General features: G+C 42.2%; 23 protein-coding genes and 1 pseudogene. All 24 read left to right on the plus strand.

Features of this window, described 5'->3' with window-relative positions; all coding sequences use genetic code 11:
• The first annotated feature begins 1 nt into the window (after position 1).
• Complete coding sequence (locus tag ACTG2B_RS06720) at positions 2–979, plus strand: Gfo/Idh/MocA family protein (RefSeq protein WP_103252172.1); 978 nt, start codon at positions 2–4, stop codon at positions 977–979.
• The gene (locus ACTG2B_RS06725; RefSeq protein ID WP_103252186.1) at positions 976–1,674 is read left to right on the plus strand and encodes an acylneuraminate cytidylyltransferase family protein; all 699 of its coding nucleotides are present in this window, start codon (positions 976–978) and stop codon (positions 1,672–1,674) included. Before ACTG2B_RS06720 ends, ACTG2B_RS06725 begins: the two co-directional genes overlap by 4 nt.
• Complete coding sequence (locus ACTG2B_RS06730; protein WP_181884309.1) at positions 1,664–2,428, plus strand: oxidoreductase; 765 nt, start codon at positions 1,664–1,666, stop codon at positions 2,426–2,428. The genes ACTG2B_RS06725 and ACTG2B_RS06730 overlap by 11 nt, the downstream gene beginning before the upstream one ends.
• Positions 2,429–2,441: 13 nt before the next feature.
• The gene (gene hisH / locus ACTG2B_RS06735; protein ID WP_439995408.1) at positions 2,442–2,957 is read left to right on the plus strand and encodes an imidazole glycerol phosphate synthase subunit HisH; all 516 of its coding nucleotides are present in this window, start codon (positions 2,442–2,444) and stop codon (positions 2,955–2,957) included.
• Between the two features lie 114 nt (positions 2,958–3,071).
• On the plus strand, positions 3,072–3,893 hold the full coding sequence (locus ACTG2B_RS06740; RefSeq protein WP_323927972.1) for a HisA/HisF-related TIM barrel protein: 822 nt from the start codon (positions 3,072–3,074) through the stop codon (positions 3,891–3,893).
• A gap of 11 nt (positions 3,894–3,904) precedes the next feature.
• A complete protein-coding gene (locus ACTG2B_RS06745; protein ID WP_323927971.1) occupies positions 3,905–5,179 on the plus strand; it encodes an N-acetyl sugar amidotransferase in 1,275 nt (424 codons plus the stop codon).
• Between the two features lie 3 nt (positions 5,180–5,182).
• Positions 5,183–6,289 (plus strand): N-acetyl sugar amidotransferase, encoded by a 1,107-nt coding sequence (locus tag ACTG2B_RS06750; RefSeq protein ID WP_103252168.1) that lies wholly within the window; start codon positions 5,183–5,185, stop codon positions 6,287–6,289.
• A gap of 54 nt (positions 6,290–6,343) precedes the next feature.
• A complete protein-coding gene (gene murJ, locus ACTG2B_RS06755; RefSeq protein ID WP_180993789.1) occupies positions 6,344–7,834 on the plus strand; it encodes a murein biosynthesis integral membrane protein MurJ in 1,491 nt (496 codons plus the stop codon).
• The gene (locus ACTG2B_RS06760) at positions 7,827–8,648 is read left to right on the plus strand and encodes an aldolase/citrate lyase family protein (protein WP_103252166.1); all 822 of its coding nucleotides are present in this window, start codon (positions 7,827–7,829) and stop codon (positions 8,646–8,648) included. Before murJ ends, ACTG2B_RS06760 begins: the two co-directional genes overlap by 8 nt.
• Positions 8,649–8,651: 3 nt before the next feature.
• The gene (locus ACTG2B_RS06765) at positions 8,652–9,206 is read left to right on the plus strand and encodes a sugar transferase (RefSeq protein ID WP_103252165.1); all 555 of its coding nucleotides are present in this window, start codon (positions 8,652–8,654) and stop codon (positions 9,204–9,206) included.
• A 3-nt stretch (positions 9,207–9,209) separates the two neighbouring features.
• The gene (asnB, locus tag ACTG2B_RS06770; protein ID WP_323927970.1) at positions 9,210–10,994 is read left to right on the plus strand and encodes an asparagine synthase (glutamine-hydrolyzing); all 1,785 of its coding nucleotides are present in this window, start codon (positions 9,210–9,212) and stop codon (positions 10,992–10,994) included.
• A gap of 10 nt (positions 10,995–11,004) precedes the next feature.
• Entirely contained in the window at positions 11,005–11,925 is a 921-nt protein-coding gene (locus ACTG2B_RS06775) for a hypothetical protein (protein WP_439995409.1), read from the plus strand.
• The gene (locus ACTG2B_RS06780; protein ID WP_323927968.1) at positions 11,909–12,997 is read left to right on the plus strand and encodes an acyltransferase family protein; all 1,089 of its coding nucleotides are present in this window, start codon (positions 11,909–11,911) and stop codon (positions 12,995–12,997) included. Before ACTG2B_RS06775 ends, ACTG2B_RS06780 begins: the two co-directional genes overlap by 17 nt.
• A gap of 63 nt (positions 12,998–13,060) precedes the next feature.
• A complete protein-coding gene (locus tag ACTG2B_RS06785; RefSeq protein ID WP_323927967.1) occupies positions 13,061–13,558 on the plus strand; it encodes a hypothetical protein in 498 nt (165 codons plus the stop codon).
• Positions 13,559–13,605: 47 nt separating this feature from the next.
• Positions 13,606–13,953 carry a hypothetical protein gene (locus tag ACTG2B_RS06790; protein ID WP_439995410.1) on the plus strand — a complete coding sequence of 116 codons (348 nt, stop codon included), beginning with the start codon at positions 13,606–13,608 and terminating at the stop codon, positions 13,951–13,953.
• Between the two features lies 1 nt (position 13,954).
• Complete coding sequence (locus ACTG2B_RS06795) at positions 13,955–14,440, plus strand: hypothetical protein (protein WP_439995411.1); 486 nt, start codon at positions 13,955–13,957, stop codon at positions 14,438–14,440.
• 544 nt (positions 14,441–14,984) lie between these two features.
• Positions 14,985–16,964: a polysaccharide biosynthesis protein gene (locus ACTG2B_RS06800; protein ID WP_439995412.1), complete on the plus strand. Its 1,980-nt coding sequence runs from the start codon at positions 14,985–14,987 to the stop codon at positions 16,962–16,964.
• 203 nt (positions 16,965–17,167) lie between these two features.
• Complete coding sequence (gene rfbB, locus ACTG2B_RS06805; RefSeq protein ID WP_439996915.1) at positions 17,168–18,274, plus strand: dTDP-glucose 4,6-dehydratase; 1,107 nt, start codon at positions 17,168–17,170, stop codon at positions 18,272–18,274.
• Positions 18,274–19,161, plus strand: coding sequence for a dTDP-4-dehydrorhamnose reductase (gene rfbD, locus ACTG2B_RS06810; RefSeq protein ID WP_236290152.1), 888 nt, complete (start codon positions 18,274–18,276; stop codon positions 19,159–19,161). The genes rfbB and rfbD overlap by 1 nt, the downstream gene beginning before the upstream one ends.
• 157 nt (positions 19,162–19,318) lie before the next feature.
• Positions 19,319–20,641 (plus strand): annotated as a pseudogene (locus ACTG2B_RS06815) (IS4 family transposase); the annotation flags it as partial.
• A 67-nt stretch (positions 20,642–20,708) separates the two neighbouring features.
• Positions 20,709–21,620: a glucose-1-phosphate thymidylyltransferase RfbA gene (rfbA, locus tag ACTG2B_RS06820; protein WP_115520843.1), complete on the plus strand. Its 912-nt coding sequence runs from the start codon at positions 20,709–20,711 to the stop codon at positions 21,618–21,620.
• Between the two features lie 80 nt (positions 21,621–21,700).
• Entirely contained in the window at positions 21,701–22,240 is a 540-nt protein-coding gene (gene rfbC / locus ACTG2B_RS06825; RefSeq protein WP_115520844.1) for a dTDP-4-dehydrorhamnose 3,5-epimerase, read from the plus strand.
• Positions 22,241–22,288: 48 nt separating this feature from the next.
• On the plus strand, positions 22,289–23,407 hold the full coding sequence (locus ACTG2B_RS06830; RefSeq protein ID WP_439995413.1) for an LPS O-antigen chain length determinant protein WzzB: 1,119 nt from the start codon (positions 22,289–22,291) through the stop codon (positions 23,405–23,407).
• Between the two features lie 103 nt (positions 23,408–23,510).
• Positions 23,511–25,241, plus strand: a complete 1,731-nt coding sequence (locus ACTG2B_RS06835) for a PglL family O-oligosaccharyltransferase (protein WP_115520846.1) — start codon at positions 23,511–23,513, stop codon at positions 25,239–25,241.
• Positions 25,242–25,840 lie beyond the last annotated feature (599 nt).

Below are 25,840 nucleotides of genomic sequence, written 5' to 3' on the forward strand. Positions count from 1 at the left end.
GATGAGTTGTTACGCTGTTATTGGGATGGGGAGTATCGCCAAGCGCCATCTTGCTAATCTAAAACTCCTACATCCAGAAGATAAAATTTATTCAGTTTCTGCGAGCGGACGTAACAACGAACTACCTGCACATGCAGATGCTGTTATTAGTTTGGAGCAACTTCTGGCGGAAAAACCAGTTTATGCCATTATTGCATCGCCAGCACCTTATCATGTTACTACAGCTAAGATATTGCTAGAAAAAGGTATACCTGTTCTTGTTGAAAAGCCTTTATCGGATAGCTTAAATGCATGTGAAGAATTACTTTCCTGCATCCGAGGACTAGATACAAATATGGTTTCGGTTGGCTATTGTTTGCGATTTTTACCTTCAGCCCAAATCGTAAAAAAACATCTGGATTCAGGTTCATTAGGCAATGTTTACAATATTGAATCTAATGTTGGACAGTTTTTGCCTGGATGGCGTAAAGATAAAAATTATAAAGACTCTGTTTCAGCCAAAAAAGAACTTGGTGGCGGAGCCTTGCTAGAACTCAGTCATGAGCTGGATTACCTATTTTGGTTTTTTGACAATTTGGAATTACAGCATAGTTGGCTGCGTACAACAGATGAGCTTGATTTAGATGTTGAAGAAATCGCAGATCTGGTTCTTACAACTACATCAGGTACCTACATTTCAGTTCATCTTGATTTTATTCAAAAATCTACACAACGTAATTGTGAATTTATTGGTGAAAAAGGTCGATTGGTGTGGGATCTCATCGCAAACTCAGTCACATTATTTCATGCAACAGGAACTGAAACTTTGTATTCAGAGCCGGAATACAATAAAAATGGTATGTATATAGATATGTTGCAAGCTTTTGAAAACGTTAAAAATGCTGGCATATCGCATCTAGCAACAGTTGAGACTGCTTCGAAGGTGGTCAAACTGATTGAGGATGCAAAACAATACAATAAATGGAGAAGGATTGCGTGAGAACTATTGCATTCATCTTTGCCAGAGGGGGGTCAAAAGGGCTGCCTCAAAAAAACATCAAACCTCTGGATGGTAAACCGCTTATCCAATATTCAATCGAAACAGCACTAGCTACAGTTGGTATTGAGCAAGTGTTTGTTTCCACTGACGATGCAGCGATAGCTACTGTTGCGCGGGCTGCTGGTGCTGAAATTATTGCGCGTCCAGCAGAGCTTGCTACAGACACAAGTCCAGAATGGTTATCCTGGCGTCATGCGATTGACTACGTCCGTGCTAGTTATGGTGATTTTGATGTGTTTGTCAGTTTACCAGCCACTAGCCCGCTTCGTGATGAAACCGATGTTAGTGCTGCCATAAAACAACTTTTAGATACTGGATCCGATATCTGTATTTCCGTTACACCAGCAAATCGTAGTCCATATTTCAATATGGTGAAACAGAACGAAGATGGCTATGTGGCGTTAGTCAACAGGCCTGCTACTGGTGTGTATAGAAGGCAAGATGCTCCTGAAGTTTTTGATATCACAACAGTAGTTTACGCCGCGAAACCTGAATTTGTTCTTGAAAAAAATGCGTTGTTTGATGGAAAAGTGACTAGTGTACTCATTCCGAAAGACAGGGCTGTAGACATTGATGATATTTATGATTTCATGCTGGCAGAAGCAATAGTGAAGAGAAAATTAAATGATGCTTGAAGGAAAAAAAATAGTAGTTGCCGGTGCTGCAGGTTTATTGGGTGCTCAACTTGTCCATAAGTTGATACAGCAGGGCGCAGAGGTCATTGCAATCGATCGAGATCTAATCAATTTAAACGATAAGCTATCCAAGTCTGGAGTGGATATCCATAGCCCAGCTTTGCAAAAAATTATATTTGATCTGTCTGAAGAGTCTGCTGTAATTAATTTTTTTGACTCGGCAGAGGGGATTACAGGAGCTGTTAATTGTTCTTATCCAAGAAACAAGAATTACGGTAAACACTTTTTTGAAGTAGCTCAGGCTGATTTTAACGAAAATATTTCTCTGAATCTTGGGTCTTCATTTTTATTCATGCAGCAATGTGCCAGATATTTTGAGAAATATCAGACAGAGTTTTCGCTGGTCAATATATCTTCTGTTTATGGCGTTATTCCGCCGAAATTTGGTATTTACGATAACACTAAAATGACTATGCCAGTCGAATATGCAGCTATTAAATCTGGTCTTATTCATCTGTCGCGTTATGTAGCAAAATATGTCGCTAACAGTAAATTCCGGGTCAATCTAGTAAGTCCTGGCGGTATCTTTGATCATCAGCCTGAAGATTTCCTTAAAGCCTACAAAAAAGAGACTTTAGGGAAAGGCATGCTGGACGTGTCCGATGTATTAGGGTCAATTGTTTTTCTATTGTCTTCAATGTCTGATTTTGTCAATGGACAAAACATAGTTGTTGATGATGGCTTCTCGATGTAATGGTAGGGTACATATGGCTGAGAAATTGAACGTAGCGATCATCGACTACGAGATGGGAAATGTGAAGTCGATCGAAAATGCGATTACTCATATCGGAGATTTTAATGTCGTGATTACTGCCGATAGCAGTGTGATTTTGTCATCTGACATCATTATTTTACCTGGTGTAGGAGCCTTTCCTGACGCGATGAAAAAACTCTCTGAAAAGGGATTGATCTCTGTGCTTGAGAAAGCTGTGAAAGAGTTGAAGAAACCTACTATAGGTATCTGTCTCGGTATGCAGTTGTTATTCGATGTTTCTGAAGAAAAGGAAATTACGAAGGGGCTAGGTTGGATTCCCGGTAAAGTAACTTATATGCATCCAGAGGGAAATTTAAGGGTTCCTCATATTGGTTGGAACTCTTTAATTTTGCAGCCTGCGGATATTATTTTTGATTATCTCAATACGGATAAAGATTTTTATTTTGTACACAGCCTTCACGTAGTGTGTGATGACCAGTACACCATAAGTTTGATTACGGCGGCTTGATGACTGCTGCAGTGAGAAAAGATAACGTTGTAGGCATGCAGTTCCATCCTGAGAAAAGTCAGAAAAATGGTTTACTAGCATTAAGTAGTTTCTTCAAATGGGCAAGTTCAATGGTTGGTCAACACAATGCTTAAGACGAGATTGATTCCTTGTATTATCACAAAAAATGATTTGGTGGTTCAAAGTTTTAACTTCAACAAATATTTGCCTATAGGCAATGTGAAGACAGCTATTGAATTTTTTGTTAATTGGGATGTTGATGAAATTGTTATTATCGATATAGACGCAACAAAAGAATCCAGAGCTCCAAATTTTGAGTTAGTTGCTTGGGCTGCTAAAGAGTGTTTTGTTCCTCTGACAGTTGGTGGTGGTATCAAAACATTAGAACATATCCAAAGTCTGCTGAAAGCTGGAGCCGACAAAGTATGTCTTAATTCTGTTGTGCGCAATAACCTTGCATTTATTACCGAGGCTTCAAATATTTTTGGTGATCAGTGTATTACTGTATCTGTTGATGTAGTTAAAACTGACTCTGGTTATGCGATATATGATTATCTAAGCAAAGGAATGTGTGGTATTGAGCTGAAACATCATCTGCAAGAGATTGAAGCAGCAGGGGCGGGGGAAATACTATTAAACTCGGTTGAGCGTGATGGTTCTCGTTTAGGGTATGATGTTGAATTACTTAAAGAAGTTAGTTCGTCAGTGAATATTCCAGTAATTGCTTTAGGTGGTGTTGGACGATTCGAGCATTTAGCTGATGCGGTGTTAAAAGGTGGCTGCCAGGCTGTCGCAGCAGCAAACATTTTCCAGCATATGGAACACAGTACTATTGCTGCTAAGGCTCAAATGCGTAGTTCTGGATTGGAAGTTCGTTTAAGCTCAGAAGTTAAATATGAAGATTTCTCATTAGATATACTGGGTCGGCCATTTTAAGGTATTTAAAAATGAAATTTTGTAACAGATGTTTGTATCCAGAAAACCATGCATTGAATTTGATTCTGGACGAACAAGGCGTGTGTAGTGGTTGCCGTGTTCATGAAGAAAAATATGAAATTGATTGGGTTGCCAAAGCAAAAGAACTGGACGCTTTATTGTCTCAGTATAAAGGACGTTCAGGGACTTCTTATGACTGCGTAATACCTGTTGTTGGTACGGGTGATGATTTTTTCATCGTAGACCTAGTCAAAAATAAGTACGGATTAAACCCCCTGCTCGTAACCTATAATACTCACTTTAGTACCAAAGTTGGTGTACGTAATCTGGCGCGTTTGATTACCAAGCTGGATTGTGATCATATGATGTCTACTGTTGGTCCTGAAACAATTAAAGAAATCACTAAAATCACTCTTCAAAAGTTTGGTGACATGTACTGGCACGTCCTTGCAGGGAGTCAGACATTCCCGGTCCAGGTTGCAACTAAGCTTGATATCCCATTAATTATCTGGGGGGTAAATGGTTGGTTGGATCAAGTGGGTATGTTTAGCCACCATGACCGTGTTGAAATGACCAAAAAGGTCAGGAAAGAACATGCGATGCGTTGTGTCGATGCTGAATCTTTAATTGGCGTTTCTGACAAAGTGACACATAAAGACTTACAAGCATTTACTTATCCTTCGGATGCTCAGTTAGAAAAATCCAGAGTTCGTGGATTATATATTGGTAACTATGTGTTTTGGGATTCTCAGAGACAGATAGAACATGCGATTAAAAATTTTGGTTATGAGACCCATACTCAGGAACGCACATATAACACTTATGAATCCATTCATTGTTTCAATAACGCTAGTGTGCATGACTATATCAAATATTTGAAATTTGGTTATGCGAAGGTCTCTGACCATGTTGCTCGTGACATCCGCTTGAAAAGAATAACTAAATCAGAAGGTCTAGCACTTATTAAGAAATACATTGAAGTGAAGCCAAAAGCTCTTCAGGTCTTCCTTGACTGGGTTGGTTTGTCAGAAGATGAATTTATGTCGTCGATTAACCCATTCAGGGATCCGACAGCTTGGGAGAAGAGAGGAGACGGTACCTGGTTCTGCAAGGGGAGTGTTTTGGAAAATGATATTAATTTACAAACCGGACAGGAGCTTGAAGTAGTTGATCCGAGAGAGTACAAGCTAACTGAATTACTTGAAGACCAGTCTTCATTTGATGAGTACATTTTACTGGGGCGGACTTATATGGATAAGCGAAACTATAAGGCTGTCGAGGGATAAAATATGAAGTTTTGTTCAAGTTGTGTAATGCCAGATACAAAACCAGGAGTTTGGTTGGACGAGCGCGGTTTTTGTAACGCATGTCGCACCAAAGAGGTTAAAGCGACTATCGACTGGGATGCACGTTTTAAAGATCTCGAGCTGATTGTTGAAGATATAAAAAAAGCAAGCCACCCATTTTATGACTGTATAGTTGCTGTCAGTGGGGGTAAAGACAGTTGGTATCAGGCTGCAGTATTAGCTGAACACTTCGGCTTAAAAGTACTTTGCGTAACGCTCGCAGCTCATTTACCTACTACTGAAGGTATAGATAATTTGAATAATATGATCAAAGATCTGAACGTTGATCATATGAAAATTACAATCAAACCAAGCACCTTTAGAAAAATCCGTCAAAAATGTTTTTTACGTCAGGGTGAGCCAAATTGGGCGGAACATTGTGCAATGTTTTCTAGCGTTGTAAATACTGCTTTAATTTATGAAGTTCCGCTTGTAGTTTGGGGAGAAGATATCGCATTTGAGTTTGGCGGGTTGCAGCGTAGTGAAAGCAGACCCTCGGCATTAGCGATAAATAAAAGTGATCTGGTTAAAGAGAAGACAGTTTTTGATTGGCTGGATGATGACGTTTCTGAACGCGATGTATTTTTTTATAAGTACCCTGATTACAAGAAACTTGAAGAAGCTGGAGTTCAGAGTATTTATCTGGGGCACTTTGTTAAATGGTATGGGCGTCAAAACTATGAGTTTGTATTACCGAGAGGTTTTACAGGTCGTAGAGCAGGGCCTTTACCTGGTAACTATCTGGATTACGACAATATCGACGAAAAGCTTTGCGAAATCAATATTTGGTTTAAATACCTGAAATTTGGTTTCTGGCGTGCAACAGATCAGACCTGTTATGACATTTGGAATGATAGACTGTCACGTGCTGAAGCTGTAAAAATAGTCAATGAACTACAAGATGAAAAGCCATTTAATGATCTTGAAGATTTTTTAAATTTTCATATGATCACGAGAGATGAGTTTGATAATACAGTTGAAAAATTTAGAAATAAAGAATTATGGGACTATAAGGATGGTGAATGGGTTTTAAAGTATAAAGTTAGCTAATTATTGTGGGCGTTGACTATGTTAATGCCCACAGGTTACATACGGCATATTAATATGAAAAAACTATTTATATCAGGTCTATTTGTCTCTTTTGCTCTTTTTTTAGGGCGGATCTCGGGGTTTTTAAGAGAATTATTTATCGCATCATCTTTTGGTGTTTCAAAAACGTCTGATTTAATCATCGTTTTACTATCCATACCAGATGTTTTGGTAAATTTGTTAGTTGGTGGTGCTCTTGGTATGATATTAGTGCCTGAACAAAAAAAATATACACAAGAGCTAGCTCGAACATTTTATCTTCAGGTATTATATCTAGGTATAGTTGTTTTTTTTATCATCGCTTTATTTTTATCATTGTTTTCATCAGAACTTATGTATTTATTTGCACCAGGATTAGACTCTAATGATATATTATCTTATCAAAGATATTTGAAAATCTCTCTGGTTGCTATTCCACTAACGGTTGCTGCTGGGATTACAACTGCTAGATTAAACTATCAAGAGAAGTTTTTTCTACCAGCTTTAGGGACTTTGATATTTAATATTATTTTGATTATAGCTATTTGGTTAGCAAGCAGACAAATTGAAGAGGACTCCTTACTTTACTGTTTATCGTTTGGTATTATTATTTCGGCCATGATTCGTTGGTGTAGTTTGATAGCTAATGATAATTTTTTATTATTCGACAGGAATTTTTTATCACATTGGTTGATAAGCATAAATTTACTTAAAAAATATATTTATTGTGTACTTGGTAGTGGCTTTCTATTTATTATTCCCGTTATTGTCAGAGCTATATCATCTAGACAGGGTGAAGGGATGCTATCAATTTCAAACTATGCAGTGAAGCTCGTTGACTTCCCTTTGGCAGTTTGTCTTACAGTTTTTTCGATAATATTTCTTCCAAAATTGTCGTCACTACATGTAGATAAAAATAATGAAAGATTTTCTAAGGTTTGCTGGATTGCAATTTATGTAGTGATATTCTCCTCACTATTAATTACTGTTTCAATGATTGTTTTTTCCTATCAGTTTACTTCTATTGTATATAATTGGGGAGGAGTATCTGAATCTGATCTTAGAGAAGTTTCAAATCTACTATCTATTGCAATAATATCACTGGTCTTTCAAGGCTTGAATTCGTTCATCATCTCGGCGCATGCTGCAAAAAATGACACTCTAACGCCGTTGATAATTACAACATCTATTGTGTCTCTATTTTCCATTGTGTGTTTTAATATTCGATTAACAATCGAGTCACTGTTTTATTTAATGTGCATTTCGTACGCTGCGATCACCGCGTGTTTACTTTTTAGTATTATCTTGAAGCACCGTGTTTTTCTTTCGCATAATACTGTCCATAGTTTATGGAAAATGTCGGCTGTTATTGTTCTATACTCGTTTATAATGTCTTTCTTCTATGACTCCATGGTTAGTACTGCCTCTGCTATTTTCATTACATTAATATTGATGCTATCAAGTCTGTTGGCTTGGTTTTTCATTGACGACGAAATTAAAAGTTTGGGGAGATTTAATAATGAATAGAAATCTTAATCTGATGCTAATAACAAATAATATAGATGTTGCTAAGTATGCTTCTGGATGCGGTGTGACAAGATTATTTGTTGATTTAGAAGTTAATGGTAAATATGAACGGCAAGGTCATCTTGACACTGTTATTAGCTATCATAGTATGACTGATGTGGGCGCTATAAATAAGGTGAAAGGAAAGGCAGAGCTTTTGGTAAGACTGAATCCATACCATATTAATAGTGAGCAAGAGATAAATTCGGCTATTGAGCATGGTGCAGACATTATTATGTTGCCTATGTTTAGAACTATAGAAGAGGTTTCTATATTTTCCGAGTTGATTGCTGGTCGAGTAAAATTCATTCCTTTGATTGAGACAATTGATGCCGCAAACATTGTAAGTGATATAGTAAAAGTTAAAGGCGTCTCGGAAGTGTATTTTGGTTTGAATGATCTTCATCGTGAAATGAACTGCAAATTTATGTTTGAGCCTTTACAGAATGGTTGTATAGAAGCACTCGCTAAAATTGTAACTAATGCGAGAATGCCTTTTGGCTTTGGAGGAATTGCTCGCATAGGGGAGGGTATTCTACCAGCTGAATTAATTCTATCTGAGCATGCCAGATTGGGATCTTCAAATGTTATTTTGTCGCGAACGTTTCATGGTAACAGTAGTAACCTAGATGATTTAAAAATGAGTATGAATCTTCAGCTTGAAGTGACAAAGTTGCTAGATAGTTTTAATGAGCATATCTCTCGCTCAAATGAACAAGTTACAAAGGATAAATTATTATTAGATGAAACTATTGCTACGATAGTGAATGGTTAAAATATGAAAAGAATTATTGATTTATTTTTATCTATCTCTGCGCTTTTGATTTTATCACCATTATTTATTGTCATTTCTCTGATTATTTATCTATCAGATAGAGGGGCTATATTATATACTCAAAAACGGGTTGGACTTGATTGTCAAGAGTTCAGTTTGTATAAATTCAGGACCATGTGCCCTAATGCAGATAAAATTGGTTCATATTCAACTAGTACCAATGATTACCGTATAACTAGAGTAGGCAAATTTTTGAGACGTAGCAGTCTTGATGAACTACCTCAATTGGTTAATGTTATGATTGGGGATATGAGTCTTGTTGGGCCTCGCCCCAATGTACCCATGCAAAGGAGCCTTTATTGTGAGACTGATTGGAATAAAAGACACTCAATTAAGCCAGGGATAACTGGTTTAGCACAGGCTACATTGCGTTCATCTGCTACTGAGAAACAACGATTAATGTTGGATTTAGAATATGTAGATAGAATGAATATTTCATTTGATTTGAAAATTATTTTTATGACAATAAAGCAGGTTTTGTTTAAGGGTGGGAATTAACTTATGTGTGGTATTTTTGGTTATTTTAGTAAAGAAAAATCATTCAAAGATTTGAGTGTTATTCAATCAATGGGGAATGTCATTGATTATCGAGGTCCGGATGGCCAAGGTATCTTTAATCATGCGGGTGTGGCGTTAGGTAATCAGCGATTAGCCATTCTAGATTTGGAACATGGACAACAGCCATTTATTTCAAATGATGGTAAAATTATAGTAGTACAGAATGGCGAGATTTTTAACCACGTAGAAATAGCGAATGAACTGAAAGGCACAACATTTGAATGCTTAACTCATTGTGATACTGAGGTTATCCTCAGGCTTTACGAGCGAGATGGTATCTCTGCACTATCAAAATTAAATGGTATGTTTGCAATTGCCATCTATGATGCGAATCTAGATGAAATTTTTTTAATCCGTGATCGCGTTGGCGAAAAACCGCTTTATTATTTTTATGATAATGAGGTGCTAGTCTTTGGCTCTGAGATCAAATCTATTTTAGAATTTGGTATAGAAACAAAAGTAAACTATGATGCAATTGATTCCTACTTAACATTCAACTATGTTGCACCTCCATTAACTATGTTCCAGCAAGTGATGCATGTAATGCCTGGTTCATATTTAAGAGTTACACGTGATAGTTTACATGTACATCAGTGGTGGGATCTACTTTCTACTACAATAGTAGAAAAGACGGAAGAGCAATGGATTGCTAAATTTAACGAGACTCTAAATGATGCTGTTGCTATAAGATTGCGTTCTGACGTTCCTTTTGGAGCATTTCTTTCTGGCGGAGTAGACTCTAGTACTGTTGTTGGGTTGATGAGTCAACATATGTCTCAACCTGTAAAGACATTCACGATTGGTTTTCACGATCCTCTTTATGATGAGTCTGGATTTGCTCAAGCAGTCGCTTCCCGTTTCTCAACAGAGCATACTATGGAGAAGGTCGACCCTAATCTTCTATCATTTTGGCCAAAAGCGACATATCACTGTGATCAACCTCATGGTGATGTATCATTTATGCCGACATATCGGGTTTCTGAGTTGGCCGCAAAAAATGTCAAGATGGTACTAACTGGTGATGGTGCAGATGAACTTTTTGCTGGTTATGATAAATATAAAAACTTTTTCACCGATGACACTCGTAATTATTCAGACGCATTATTTAGAGAACGTTATTTTGACAGCATTTCACTATTCAATAAGCATACGAAATCTTTTTTATATTCAGAGGCATTTAGAAAACATGTGAATCTTGATTCTGTGTTCAATTTCATTGAAAAGAAATTTGATGAAGCGAATAACATGGATCGTATTAATCAGGCTCTTTATATTGACACTACACTGCTATTGAGTGGCAATAATTTAGTGAAGCCTGATAGAATGGGTATGGCAGTATCCATAGAGAATCGAGCTCCATTCTTAGATTATCGTATGATTGAATTGGCTTTCTCTATGCCAGGATCATTAAAGTTAAAAAATGGTGAAACTAAATATATATATAAAAAGGCTGTTGGTGAGTTGATTGGTTTTGAACTTGCCTATCGAAAAAAGCAAATGTTTACTGTACCGATTGGCAGCTGGTTGGTTCATGAGCTTAGAGATATGGTAATCGATTTACTTTTGTCAGAAAAAGTCAGAGCAAGAAAAATATTTGATTATGAACTTATAGCTACTATGTATGAACATCACTGTTCAGGAATTAAAAACTACACTCGCGAAATTAGGGCCTTAATGGCTCTGGAGATTTGGTTTAGGGAGTTTGCAGTAGACTTTCAAGTTGAGTAACCAGCTAATGATGAAAGTATCTCGTTATGGTATTAAATTCTATTTTTTCTCCATATTGTATATTGTTGTTGCAAACTTTTTTAATATAAGAATGTTTGGTCAGGATTCCGCAGATGGATTTTATTCACAGATATCATATGTATCCGAGCATCTGATGAGCGGGGAGAGTTTCTCCCCGCTATTTATAATTCACACGTTACGATTGATTGCTATATTACCATTTTACATATCTGATAAACTAGGGCTACCTGCATATACAGATGCAATTTTTTTTGTATTTTATATGCGGCCTATAATATCTTTTTTTAAATATCAGGGTGTTCAAGGTTATTTACCATTTATTTTTCTTTTTTTTCCATTACTCTTTAGCTATCGATCGGTATTGGGAATGTGTAGTATTTTTTACCTTTATATGTGTTTGTTTTATCATAAAAAAAACACCTCTTTTCTATTTGTAATCTCGGCATTACTTGCGAACTTAAGCTCTGGTATTGTCTTAGGATGGGCAATAGCAGTGATCGGTTCGTTTAATTACCTAAAGTTAAAATATGTTTTTTTTAAGCCTTTCTTTATTTTACTGTGTCTTGGCTTTCTTGCCTCACTCGTTCATAAATATGAATTTATGTTTTCTGAATATGGTGCCGAAGTGAATGGTGGTGCACTTCAACGAAGTACTTTTTATGTGGCTTATATATATGGTCAACATGCTAGATTGTTATTGTATGCGCTTATATCCATATGTATATCTTGCATTCTCATGTTAGAGCTTTTTAATAACAAGCTGAGGGTTGGTCGACATTTTCTATTTTTCTTAGGAAGCGTCCCATTGCTTTTCTTTGAAGGGATAGGTCTGGTTTCATATTTGTTTTGTTTGTTGTTATATATATCCTCACTGTTTTTTAAAGGAGGGAGAATTGAAAATAAGATATGATTCATTAGATTATCTCAGGGGGGTGATGGCGGTATCCGTTATGGTATATCACTATGCGTCATGGGCGGGGTTGCATGTTGATAACAGTAGTCTTATTGGTAAATTAGGTGTATATGCAGTATCTATTTTTTATATATTGAGTGGGCTGAGTCTATCTATTGTTTATCTACATCGGTCGGAGTTTGATATAATTGGCTTTTGGGTTAAACGAGTACTTAGAATATTCCCATTATTTATCGTTGTTGTATTTATTACCCTGTTATTGAAATACGCTAAATCACTGTACTTTAACACCCAGTTAGATGTTGACTTTTTAAAAATAATTATTAATGTATTTCTTGTTTTTGGCTTTTTCAGCCCTGGTGATTACATTCCTATTGGCGGATGGTCAATTGGGAATGAAATGGTCTTTTATGCAGTATTCCCAGCAATAGCTTTTTTTACTTTAAAAAATAAATCATACATGTTTGCATTTTTTTTAATATTAAGTATTTATATGTGTATTTATTTTAGTTTGGATATGATGTCATTTAATATGACGCTTCCTGTTTTATGGTCTAATTACATAAATCCATTAAATCAAATATTCCTGTTCTTGCTTGGTGTTGCAGTTGGTTATTATTTCAAACCGATGGTTAAGATAAGTAACTCTATTGTTGCTATCATTGTGAAAATTATGATGGTAATATCGATACTGGTTTTTTGTATGTATCCTATCAACTCATCAGAAGGAGCCCTGCTTTTTGGGCCACAGCGATTGATATTGTCACTATGCGTATTTATGTTTGTTGTAAGTATTTATCTTCTGAATATTAAATTCAAAGGATGGATGCATGTTGTGCTTAAATTTACTGGGGATTGCTGCTATTCAATATATTTAATTCATCCATTAGTTTCATTCCCTGTAGTTTTTGCCCTAAATAAAATCGGTTTTGGTTATATGATTTCTTATAGTATGTCAATTATAATGACATTGGTGGTAAGTTATTTTTCATACAATTACTTTGAGATGAGATTTTCACGATTACCTTATAAGTCATCAATAAGAGAAATCACTACGATTTATCGTTGAAGACAAACACTATAATGATTGGAGCTATAAGCTTGAGAGTCATACTTAATTTTTTTTTTTACGATGTGCATTATTTTCTTTATAGCTGGATGTGGTGGTGAAAAAGTAGAGTATATATTTCCTGCAGAACAAAAAAATATGATCTTTGGTTATACTTGGGTGGGAGATATCTCTCAAAAAGATGAGTACCCTCAAGTGAATTGCAACAGTGCAATCAGTGAGCTTTATAGTCAGTGCTGGGTTGGATTATCGGAGGGAATTCATTTTCCTGTAGGTTTTAAAGTTATTAAACTACGATTTAAAGTTAAATCATGGAATCATAAGGGTAGTGATAGTTATTGTCTTGGGTACGTTTATTCACTTATTTCGAGTACTGAGATAGGTAATCACTTTATTCATAATGAGTCCTGGTCTGAAAATAAAGATGAAAGACGAAGAATAAGCTACACAATGGTAGAATTACCTGTTATTAATGGTGCAATAAAGTTTGGTGTTGGCAAGCAAATAACGGGGGATTGTGAAATTGATGTGGCTACTTATTTTGAAGGTGGCATAAGGTAGTTTTATACTACTCCATCACTTTTTATACGTTAAGGTTTATGAAAAAAATGAAAAAAATGAAAAAAATTTTTTTTATTGCTTATGGGGGGGGGCACATAAAAATGCTGCTACCTATAATCAAGCGTCTCAAATCACTAGATATTTACGACATAATCGTGTTTGGGTTAACCACTGCAGGTTCGGTGCTTGATGATGAGGGCATACCCTATGTTGGTTTCAAAAATTTTGTTCATTTTGAAGGGTATGAGTCTTGGTCTGAGCATGGCCATACCCTTGTTGGCCCATATCAAGAATCTAAATTGGTTTCTTATGATGAGTCAATTGCTTATCATGGTATAAATTTTTTAGATATGATTTATCTTTATGGTATAGGAAGCAAAGAAAAAATACTCTGACATGGGCCGTCAGTCATTTATTCCTACTCGTTTCTTTAAAATATTATTTAGCTACTTAAAGCCTGACTTAGTCATTTCGACAAATTCCCCTCGTTCTGAAAGGGCTGCTATTGAGGCTGCCGGGATTATGGGGATTGATAGTCTTTGTTTAGTTGATATGTTTGCTTTGCAGGAGGTAAAGTGGATTGGGAAGCCTAATTACGCATCGAAAATATGCGTGTTGAACGATTCAGTGAAGGCAATGTTTATAAAAAATGGTCGAAATGGCCATGATATTATAGTTACCGGTAACCCTGCATTTGATGGATTATTTTCTAATGATCTCATTAATAAGCGCGCTGAGCTAAGGGCGGCACTTGGTGTAGAAGATTATCAATGCCTTATTTTGTATGCATCTCAACCAGAACCACGTAAGCACCCTTTTAATGAGTTAGAGGGCAACCCATTATTACCTCGTGACATTGAGTTTCAACTTTTCAAATTGTAAAGGATCATAAAAATACACACCTAGTAGTTCGATATCATCCCAGTGAGAATGTTGATTTTATAAAGGAAGAGCATGTATATCTCAGTGAAAAATCAGAGAGCCTACATGAACTACTGTATGCTGTTGATGTGGTTGTGGTGACAGCCTCTACTGTGGGGTTGGAAGCTAGTCTAATAGGGAAGCATGTGATTAGCGTAGACTGCTCTATATTTAGGAATGATGCGCCGTTTAGTTCAATGGGGATATCTTCAGGTATTGCAAGTGTCAATGAACTTCGAGAATATTTTAATAAGTATTTATATTCTTTTACCGATATTTCAGATCTTTGTGCAAGTAGACAGCTAGTGTCTGCGACAGATAATGTTTTATCTGTTTTGCAGAAACTATTGGGTGATTAAAATGTAAGGTAAATGTTGTGATGTTATAATGGTATGTGCTCATATTTATGTTGTTAAGTTAAAGTTTAGTGACGATATTTTTATGTATCATATATTCTTTTCTTTTGAGAAATTTTACGTAACTGATCACTTGCTGTCGAGAAATTATGATGATAAAGACCTTTTCTATTAAGTTTCCATTGTTAAATGTTTCACGGTTATATAAAAAACTTATTAGCATATTTATTGATATGTTATTGCTCTCATGTGCTTTCTGGGGAGCTTTTTTGGTTCGTCTTGATAACGCTCTACCCATCAGTAGTTTCATACATTGGCAGATGTTGTCTTTGTTGTTACCATCATCGATCATCGTTTTTATGAGATTGGGGCTTTATCGTACAATATTAAGATTTGTTGGATTCAAAGTGCTTTGGACTGTTGCACAGGGGGCTGTGCTGTCTACGGTATTACTACTGTTTTTAGCTTTCTTTTTAGATGCCTTTTTGCCAAGAACAGTTTTGATTATATATTTTTCGTTTACTGTTTTATTAGTCGGTGGAATAAGACTGTTTTTTAAAATTATCATTAGTAGTGGTGGGACTCAGCGGATCCTATTGATTTATGGTGCTGGTGCTTCTGGTAGACAACTACAACAGGCCTTAAATCAGGGCCAGGAGTTTATTCCTGTAGCTTTTATCGATGATGATCCTTCTTTGAAAAAATTGGTGATCCAAGGAGTGAATGTCTATAGCCCAGATGTTATTTCCGATTTGATTGACCGATTTGATGCCAAAAAGATTTTGCTAGCAATACCCAGTGCATCACGTGTTGTGCGTCAACGAGTAATTAAACGTCTTGATCATCTACCATGTGAGGTGTTATCTATTCCTGGTATGGCAGATCTTGTTTCTGGTGTTGCACACATTGATCAACTAAAGGAAGTCTCTATTGAGGAGCTTTTGGGACGAGATCCCGTTGATCCTATTCCTGATCTTATCAATGCAAACATTTCTGGTAGACGAGTCATGGTGACAGGGGCCGGTGGCTCTATCGGCTCTGAATTATGTCGTCAGATAATCCGTTGCAAACCCGCTCAGCTGGTATTGTTTGAGCTATCAGAATATGGCTTGTATGCCATTGATAAAGAGCTTCAAGAAATCAACCTGCAAGAGCGGCTACAGGTTGAGATAGTACCATTGTTGGGGTCGGTACAGCGGCAACATCGCTTGCAAGCGGTAATGAGCACCTTCCAGATCCAGACGGTTTACCATGCTGCGGCTTACAAGCATGTCCCCTTGGTTGAATACAACGTGGTTGAGGGGGTGCGCAATAATGTATTTGGTACACTTTATTGTGCTCAAGCCGCAATCAGGGCTAAGGTTGAAACCTTTGTATTGATTTCGACTGACAAGGCGGTGCGCCCAACTAACACCATGGGAACCACCAAGCGATTGGCTGAACTGGTGTTGCAAGCGTTGGCAGCTGCGCAGCGGCAAACCCGTTTTTGTATGGTGCGTTTTGGCAATGTATTAGGTTCATCAGGTTCTGTGGTGCCGCTGTTCCGCAAGCAGATCCGCGATGGAGGCCCCTTGACCTTGACTCACCCCGACATCATTCGTTATTTCATGACCATTCCTGAGGCGTCGCAGCTGGTGATCCAGGCTGGGGCTATGGGGCAGGGAGGGGATGTGTTTGTACTAGACATGGGTGAGCCGGTCAAGATCATTGATTTGGCGCACAGGATGATCCGCTTGAGTGGCTTGAAGCTCAAGAGTGACATGCATCCTGATGGTGATATTGAGATTAAGATCACCGGCTTGCGCCCCGGTGAGAAGCTGTTTGAAGAGCTGCTAATTGGTGCGCAGGTTGAGGGCACAGCCCATCCTCGGATCATGAAAGCCTCAGAGTCGATGTTGCCATGGCCACAACTGCGGGAGTTTTTGGCCGAGCTCGACAGCGCGTGTTTCCGCTTTGATCATGAGCAGATCCGTAGCCTGCTGTTAAGTATGCCAACCGGTTTTAATCCTACCGACGGGATCTGCGATCTGGTATGGCAGGCAAAAAATACTTTGTCGCATGAACCGATCCTGAGTGTGGTTGAGGACATTGATTTTCTTAATTCAGAGAGTCATCAGCCTATGCATTAAACAGCATGTTTTATGGGATGCACAGTGTTTGCATTAATGACGGAGCAGATAGATGGACAGAGGGACAACATGTTGAGCATCAATAGCTTGTTTTGGCCGAAGCAATCCTCTGTCCTCATCAAGGTCAATGCTCTGTCAGAGCGTAGCCTTCAAGCATATATTGTCAGTCGGCCTTATATCGCAGAAATACTCGCTTAAATATGTTGAAAATTCTTGTTACCGGTGGTGCAGGCTTTATCGGCTCTGCCGTGGTGCGCCATATCATCCGTGATACCCAAGATTCCGTTATCAATCTCGATAAACTCACCTATGCCGGCAATCTGGAATCCCTGGCAGATGTATCGTCAAGCGAGCGTTATGTGTTTGAGCAGGTGGATATCTGCAATCGCGCCGACCTGGATCGTGTGTTTGCCCAGCACCAACCGGATGCGGTGATGCACCTGGCTGCCGAGAGCCATGTTGACCGCTCCATCACAGGGCCGGCTGACTTTATCGAGACCAATATCGTCGGCACCTATATGTTGCTGGAAGCGGCTCGCGCTTACTGGAACGGCCTGGACGAGGTACGCAAGGCGGCCTTCCGCTTCCACCATATCTCCACCGACGAGGTGTATGGTGATCTGCCCCATCCGGATGAAGTAGCCGTCGGTGAACCATTGCCGCTCTTTACCGAGACCACCCCCTACGCCCCCAGCAGCCCCTATTCTGCCTCCAAGGCTTCCAGCGACCATCTGGTGCGCGCCTGGCGCCGCACCTACGGCCTGCCCACCATAGTCACCAACTGCTCCAACAACTACGGCCCGTACCACTTCCCCGAGAAGCTGATCCCGCTGGTCATTCTTAACGCGCTGGATGGCAAGCCGTTACCTGTCTATGGCAAGGGCGACCAGATCCGTGACTGGCTCTATGTGGAAGACCACGCGCGCGCGCTTTACAAGGTGGCGACCACAGGCGTGGTCGGTGAGACCTACAATATCGGCGGTCATAACGAGAAGCAGAATCTGGAGGTGGTACACACCATCTGCGATTTGTTGGACGAGATGGTGCCGAAAGCGGGCTCTTATCGTGAGCAAATCACCTATGTGGCGGATCGCCCTGGCCACGATCGCCGTTATGCCATCGATGCGACCAAGATGAGTGCCGAGCTGGATTGGCAACCGCAAGAGACCTTTGAATCCGGTATTCGCAAAACCGTGCAGTGGTATCTGGATAACCAGCAGTGGGTCAGCAACGTCAAGAGCGGTGCCTACCAGTCCTGGATTGAACAGCACTATTCCTCTATTGAACAAAACGATGGGGAGCGTACCTGATGCATATTTTGCTGTTTGGCAAAAACGGCCAGGTAGGCTGGGAGCTGCAACGCGCACTGGCGCCGCTCGGGCGCATCACTGCCGTTGATTTTGACTCCAGCGACTATTGCGGCGATTTCAGCAACCCGGCAGGGGTGGCCGACACGGTACGTCTGGTCAAGCCGGATGTGATTGTCAACGCTGCGGCCCATACCGCAGTCGATAAGGCGGAGAGCGAGCGTGAATTTGCCGAGCTGCTTAACGCAACCAGCGTGGCTGCTATTGCCAAAGAAGCGGAAGCATTGGGTGCCTGGTTGGTGCATTACTCCACCGACTATGTGTTCGATGGCGGCGGTGAGCGCCCCTGGGTGGAAACCGATGCAACCGCCCCACTCAACGTCTATGGCGAAACCAAGCTGGCGGGTGAGCAAGGGGCCGCGCTTTGTTCCCGTCACCTGATCTTCCGCACCAGCTGGGTCTATGCCGCCCGCGGCGCCAACTTTGCCAAGACCATGTTGCGCTTTGGCAAAGAGCGTAGCGAGATGTCAGTCATCAATGACCAGTTCGGCGCCCCGACCGGTGCCGAGTTGCTGGCCGATTGCACTGCCCATGCGATCCGCGTGGCGCAGCGCAAACCCGAGGTCGCTGGGTTATACCACCTGATTGCCTCCGGTACCACCACCTGGTTTGACTACGCCCAGCTGGTGTTTGCCAAAGCCAGAGAGGCCGGGGTTGAACTGGCGGTCACGCAACTTAATGCGGTGCCGACCAGCGCCTTCCCGACCCCGGCCAAACGTCCCCATAACTCCCGCCTGGATACCGGCAAGTTCCAGCGCACCTTCGAGCTGGTGCTGCCGGAGTGGACAGTCGGTGTGGAGCGGATGTTGACCGAGATCCTCGGCAAGTAAATCACTGGCCAGGGATGTAGTGACTGCCTCCCTGGCTGGCAGGGATAAAACGTAATAAGGTGTGGCCACAAGCCTAATCCCGATCAGTTAAGGACCCATTGACCGATCCTTCTGTTGTGTGAAAATCCGAAACCTGTTGATTGGTTTCGGATTTTTTATGCGTATCGCCCATGCTCTCGACTTTCTCCACGCCAGCAATGCCGCTCAGTTTGAGTCACTCTCTGACCTCATTCCTCCCGAGCTCATCACAACGCTGCTCGCCGAAGAGGATGTCGTGACCCTGCGTCGCCGCCGTATGCCCATGGAGCGTCTGGTCTGGCCATCATCGGTATGGCTATCTTCCGCCACGTCCCCATGACCCAGCTCGTCAATCAGCTCGATATCCTGTTGCCCAGTGACCGTCCCCTTTGTCGCCCCCAGTGCCTTCCTGCAAGCTCGCCAAAAGCTTGGCCACAAGAGCATTGAGCGGCTGTTTCACGAGGCCGCCTCGCGCTGGCACCAGCAGGCCAACCATCCCGGTTGGGCCGGGCTGCAACTGCTCGCCGTCGATGGCGTGATGGGGCGCACACCCGATACCCCGGACAATGCCGCAGCCTTTGCCAAGCCCAGTACTCAGCATGGTGAGACTGCCTATCCGCAGGTGCGCATGTTCTGCCAGATGGAGCTGACCAGCCACCTGTTTGTACAAGCTGTCATGGAGAGCTGCGCCGTCAGCGAGATGGTACTGGCCGAGCAACTCATCGCGCGCACACCGGACCACTCACTCACCCTGTTCGACAAGGGGTTCTACTCCCTCGGCCTGCTCCACGCATGGCAGGCTGCGGGAGTTGAGCGGCACTGGCTGCTGCTCAAAAAGGGCACCCAATACGAGGTGGTGCGCAAGCTGGGGCGCCAGGATGCACTGGTCTTGCTGAAAACCAGTCCACAGGCGAGGAAGAAGTGGCCGCACCTACCTGACACGGTGGAAGCTCGATTGCTGACCCGCAACATTAATGGCAAGGCGCGCCAAGTGCTGACCTCAATGGTCGACCCGATGCGTTTCCCGGGCACCGACATCGTTGAGCTCTACAGCCACCGCTGGGAAATCGAGTTGGGCTATCGGGAGATGAAGCACAGCCTGCAACAACACAGATTGACCCTGCGCAGCAAGAAGGCGGCGGGGATACGGCAAGAGCTGTGGGGCGTGCTGCTGGCGTACAACCTGCTGCGCAGCCAGATGGTAAAGATGGCGGCGAGTCTGAAGGGATACACGGCGAGCCAGTTGAGTTTTCACATGGCGTCGGTGTATCTCATCCATGAACTGAGCTGCCTGCCGTACCTGTCACCGGGGAGTATCCCGAAGCGGGTGGCGGAGCTGGATAAGCAGGCGGTGCAGTTTGTATTACCGGAGCGAAGGGAGCGGAGTTATCCCCGCAGTGTGAAGGCAATACCACAAAAGTATGCGGTGCAAAAAGCCAATAAAAACAATGCCAGTCAGGCTCAACTGACTGGCATTATGGCCACAAGCCACCCTTTTTTTTGCAATTTAAAAAGAAGAAACAAGCATCATGACCAAACGTAAAGGCATTATTCTGGCCGGTGGCTCAGGTACCCGTCTCTATCCGGTGACCATGGCGGTGAGCAAGCAGCTGCTGCCCATCTATGACAAGCCGATGATCTACTACCCGCTCAGCACCCTGATGCTGGCGGGTATTCGAGATATCTTGATCATCAGTACTCCGCAAGATACCCCCCGTTTTGAGCAACTGCTGGGTGACGGCAGTCAGTGGGGTATGAACCTGCAATACAAGGTCCAGCCAAGCCCGGACGGGTTGGCACAAGCCTTTATTCTGGGTGAAGAGTTCATCGGCTCGGACCCCTGCGCGCTGGTGCTGGGGGACAACATCTTCTACGGCCACGACCTGCAGAAACAGTTGGAAGCCGCAGCGGCCAAAGAGAGCGGCGCTACTGTCTTTGCTTACCACGTGCACGACCCTGAGCGTTATGGGGTGGTGGAATTTGATAAAGAGGGTACCGCTATCTCTTTGGAAGAGAAGCCGTTGGAGCCCAAGAGCAACTATGCGGTGACCGGCCTCTATTTCTACGATAACAGCGTGGTGGAGATCGCCAAGAGTCTGAAGCCGTCGCCCCGTGGTGAGCTGGAAATAACAGATCTCAGCAATCACTACCTTGCAACAGGGCAATTGACGGTCGCCATAATGGGGCGCGGCTATGCTTGGCTCGATACCGGAACCCATGAAGCCCTGATTGAAGCGAGTAACTTTATCCAGACTATCGAAAAGCGTCAGGGATTAAAGGTTGCGTGTCCAGAAGAGGTCGCCTTACGCAAGGGATTTATCGATACCGATCAGTTGCGTTCACTTGCTATCCCGCTGGAAAAAAATGAATATGGTCAATACCTGCTTCGACTGCTGGTCACGCAGCCTGATGTGTGGGCTGAGGGGGGAGGGCGAGCATAAGTGGAAGCTCTCAAGCTACTACCCTGGCAATCAAAAGTCAGTAAGTGATCACTTGGTTCTTTTTTCGCATGGATTTATCAATGCAATATCGTACAACATCGCTGGCAGGAGTGATGATCCTTACGCCCACTACTTTTTCGGATCATCGCGGTCAATTTCGTGAGTGTTTTCGTCAAGATGAGTTTGAACAGTACTGTGGCCATTACCCATTGGTGCAAGACAATCTGAGCCGTTCGGTCGGGGGCACGTTACGCGGTTTGCATTACCAACGCAATCGACCACAGGGTAAACTGATACAGGTTATCAGTGGGATTATTTTTGATGTGGCAGTTGATATCCGGCCAGCGTCGCCCACGTACGGACAATGGTTCGGTTGTCGATTAGATGCAGAACTCGGCGAACTTATATGGATCCCACCTGGTTTTGCGCACGGTTTTTATGTGCTAAGTGACAGCGCTGATGTTTTTTACAGATGCAGCGATTATTATCATCCCGGTGATGAAGCTGCTATTCGATGGGATAGCCCTAATCTGGCGATAAAATGGCCACTATCTGAACAGTGGTCCTTATTACTGTCGGATAAAGATCGCCAAGCCCCTTGTTTTGTTGGTGCCTCTTAATGGTATTCCTGTTGTAATATTTTTAATATTAATAATGAAGAGAGAGAAATGAGCAAAAAAACGCCAGTTATTCCTGAGCCGTGGGTACAAGTACCGGCATCAGATGAGATAGATTTGCGAGAGTTGGTGCTGGTGCTGTGGCGTCAAAAATTCTTGATATTGTTGGTGACTAGCGTGTTTGTCGTTGTGGGTATTGGTTACTCTATGACTGCACGTCAGATATGGACCAGTCAGGCACTTATTTCGGAGCCGTCAGTTTCTCAAGTCGCTGCCCTACAATTGGCTGTGGATAAAATACAAGCAATAATGTCCAACAGCAACAGCAACAACAGCAACAACGGTAACAACGGAGCTCCTCCATCGACAGCTGCATTTGCCTCACTTGAGCAACCCGCCATTTATCAGAGCTTTATCTCAGCCTTTAACAGCATGAACAATAAGCGGGCTTTTTTGATGCAAGAGGGTATCTACGCCGCAGAGATGGAGATAGAGGGGAGCTCGGATAAGCGCAGTGAACGTGCATTAATGAGTAAGCTGGCAGAATCCATATCAGCTAAGGCTCAGGATAAAACAAGCGAAGATATGACATTAAGTTTTTCTGCTGAAACACCTGAACTTGCTCAACAGCGATTGGTGAAGTACATGGACTTCGTCCAGCAGCAGCAACTCAAAAGCAAAAATACAGAATTGCAATCTATATGGCAAAACAGAATAAAGGCTCTGACTGCACAATACGACAGTGTCAAGGCTGATACTCTGCTGAAAAGACAGGAAGAACTTCAGCGGGTCGGATATAGTCTGCGTATTAGCAAAGCCGCTGGGGTGGATGCGCCTCTTGAGAAAATTGATAGCCAAGAGATTTTTAACATTCAATTAGGTACGAAAGGCTTAGCTGAAAAACTGAACATATTGAATGAGATTAAAGATCCTGAACTGCTTAACCCGGAATTAGGAAGGATTCGTCTACAGTTAAGTAGTTTAAAAGCCTTGAATCTTCAAGATGCTGAGTTTACATCGTTTAACATGATCGATTCACCGGAAGAACCTTTTACCCGTGACAAACCAAAGCGCCCGCTTATCGTGGTTTTGGCAACCTTGCTGGGGGGCATGTTGGGTGCCGCGATTGTTCTTGTACGCCATGCTTTTCGTCGGCCAGAAGTGGCGTAATGCTAGTGGTTGATTGAGTGGAGGGGGCAATAGGCCCCCTTTCTTTTTATCTATCTCTTCGGTGCCCTTTCAATGTTGGGTTGGCCTAAGGAGCTGGGCTGTGATGTTAACACGAATCATGATGGTTTTATGTGTGCTCTACTGGCTGATGGGTATGCACTTTTTTATGCACAATCCTGGTGGTGCGGGGCTGTATTTGCCCTTTAACGCATGGGGATGGGTGTTTGCCTCGTTGGCTATTGGATTGGGATTATGGCAGGTGACGTTACGTCAGCGCCTGCTCTTTTCTCCATTACAAGCGGGTTTATGGATAGGGGCTCTCTTGCTACTGCTTCCGATGCTCTATCCAGGTTTTGCATTCAAGGATTATGCCATTCCCAGAATATTGGGGCTTTTTGCTGGTCTGCTGTTTTTGTTTGGACTCTATCAATGGCACTTTGATAAGTTGCAGCGTGATCGCTTGCTCTATCTCATCCTGATTGCGATCGCGATGGAGGCATTGCTGAGTATGGTGCAATTCTACCTTTTAACGCCAGGTAACTGGATTGGTTATGACACCAAAGCCAATCGCCCATACGGGATCTTTCAACAGCCAAACGTGATGGCGACGTTTATGGCAACTGGCCTTGCCCTTGCTATCTGGCTGGAATTACGCCGAGAGGGTGGTCGATTACTGATGGCGCTGCGCTATGGCGTCATTCTATCTGCAGCACTGCTGCTCGTTGTTTTGCAATCCCGAGTAGGGCAGTTAGGCGGTCTGCTAGCACTGTTTTTACTGATGCCTCAGCTTTATCGACAGCGGTTGCTATGGCGGATATTGGGTCTGGTTATTTTGGCTGTAGCGATTGGCCTGTTATCACAATATTGGCTGGCTGGAGTAAAACGCGGATTAGAGATCTATCAGTCCGGTGGTATGCGCTCGATTTACTGGCCTTACGCGGCAAAACTGATTGCACAGGCTCCCTGGAGTGGTTGGGGATACGGCAGTTTTGAATCTGTTTTTCTCCATCACTACATGGCTGATAAAGCACTGAATCCGTCCATGGTGCAGATTGAGTACAATCTTGATCACCCCCACAACGAGTTTCTCTATTGGGCTGTTGAGGGCGGTATTGCACCCATGGTCGGCATGGTGATCATGGGAGGCGCATTATTATGGCGTCTGGCGAGTGTGCGTTGGGTAAATGCCATGGGGCTGCTTGCTCTGGTTACACCGATATTGCTTCATACCCAGACGGAATACCCACTCTACCATGCGATCGTGTTATGGTGGCTGTTGCTGACGCTGATTTATATCATCGATACCGAAATTGAAGAGACCAACCTGGCTAGTCAGGGTTTCTCATCATGGTGGGATATGGAGTGCCGACCATGGTTGTTACTGCGATTTATGGCGATCGCTATCCCACTGCTGGTTGTTCCCTTTATGCTCACAGCAATTCACACCGCATGGGTAGTCACAAAGTACGAAAGAGGTGGGTATAAAGAGCCGACTTTGCTACTTGATATCGTCAATCCCATGGCTTGGTTGACCCGAGTGGAATTTGATGTGAACTCAGTTCGTCTGATGGTGGGCTTGCAGACAAATAACAAGACCGAACTGGAAGCTTATCTGGGGTGGGGGCAGGCATTCGTACGCCATACACCGCGTGCCAACATATACGCCAATATGGTGATCGCGCTTAATGCATTGGGTCGTATAGAGGAAGCCAATGCGATGCGGGCAGAAGCACTTAAGCTCTATCCAACCGAGCCCCTTTTAACTGAATCTGCTTCACAGGTAGTGATTAGCGGTGTTGACCAATCAGGCAAGAATATAACCAAAAATAAATAGTGCTATTTGGATACATAGAAAGCCAGCCCTTAAAAACGGCTGGCTTTTTTATTTTTTTTCCTTCTGGGCAACTAGTATCTGAACAGTCTGTTTTCGGACGTATGCGTCTGTCAAACGGGCGACGAAAAGCATATTTGAAATGTCACACTTTGCTTTCAACTAATTGATTAATATGTAATTTTATTGGTGGCGCCGAATGGGTTGATAGTCAATTGGGAGTATCCCCCTAATCATCAGGTGAAGGGACAGGTTCTAGACGTGTTCATTGCTAAACAGATAGGCACAGTCTTGTCACATGATGTTGAACGTATGGTAGAAATGTGCGCTCAGGCTTATAAAGCAGGTTACCGAGTTTGTTTTGTTGGATGCTGAACTGGAAATTAATGAGTCTTGAAATACTGATGTTTCTTGAACACAAGATGGTAATCACCACTCTACCCAGAAGATCTGCATTCCAGCCAGTTTGTTATTGATAGTGGCAAGCATTCGATCTTGATGGTGAAATTTAAGAAAAAAATAACGTTAATATAGAAAAACTGTATGTTCTCGAGAATTGTCCATGCTATTCTGAAACGGTATCCCTGTAACCGACTTTTTTG

It is taken from the genome of Aeromonas sp. 30P (assembly GCF_051919805.1).
GTDB lineage: Bacteria > Pseudomonadota > Gammaproteobacteria > Enterobacterales > Aeromonadaceae > Aeromonas > Aeromonas veronii.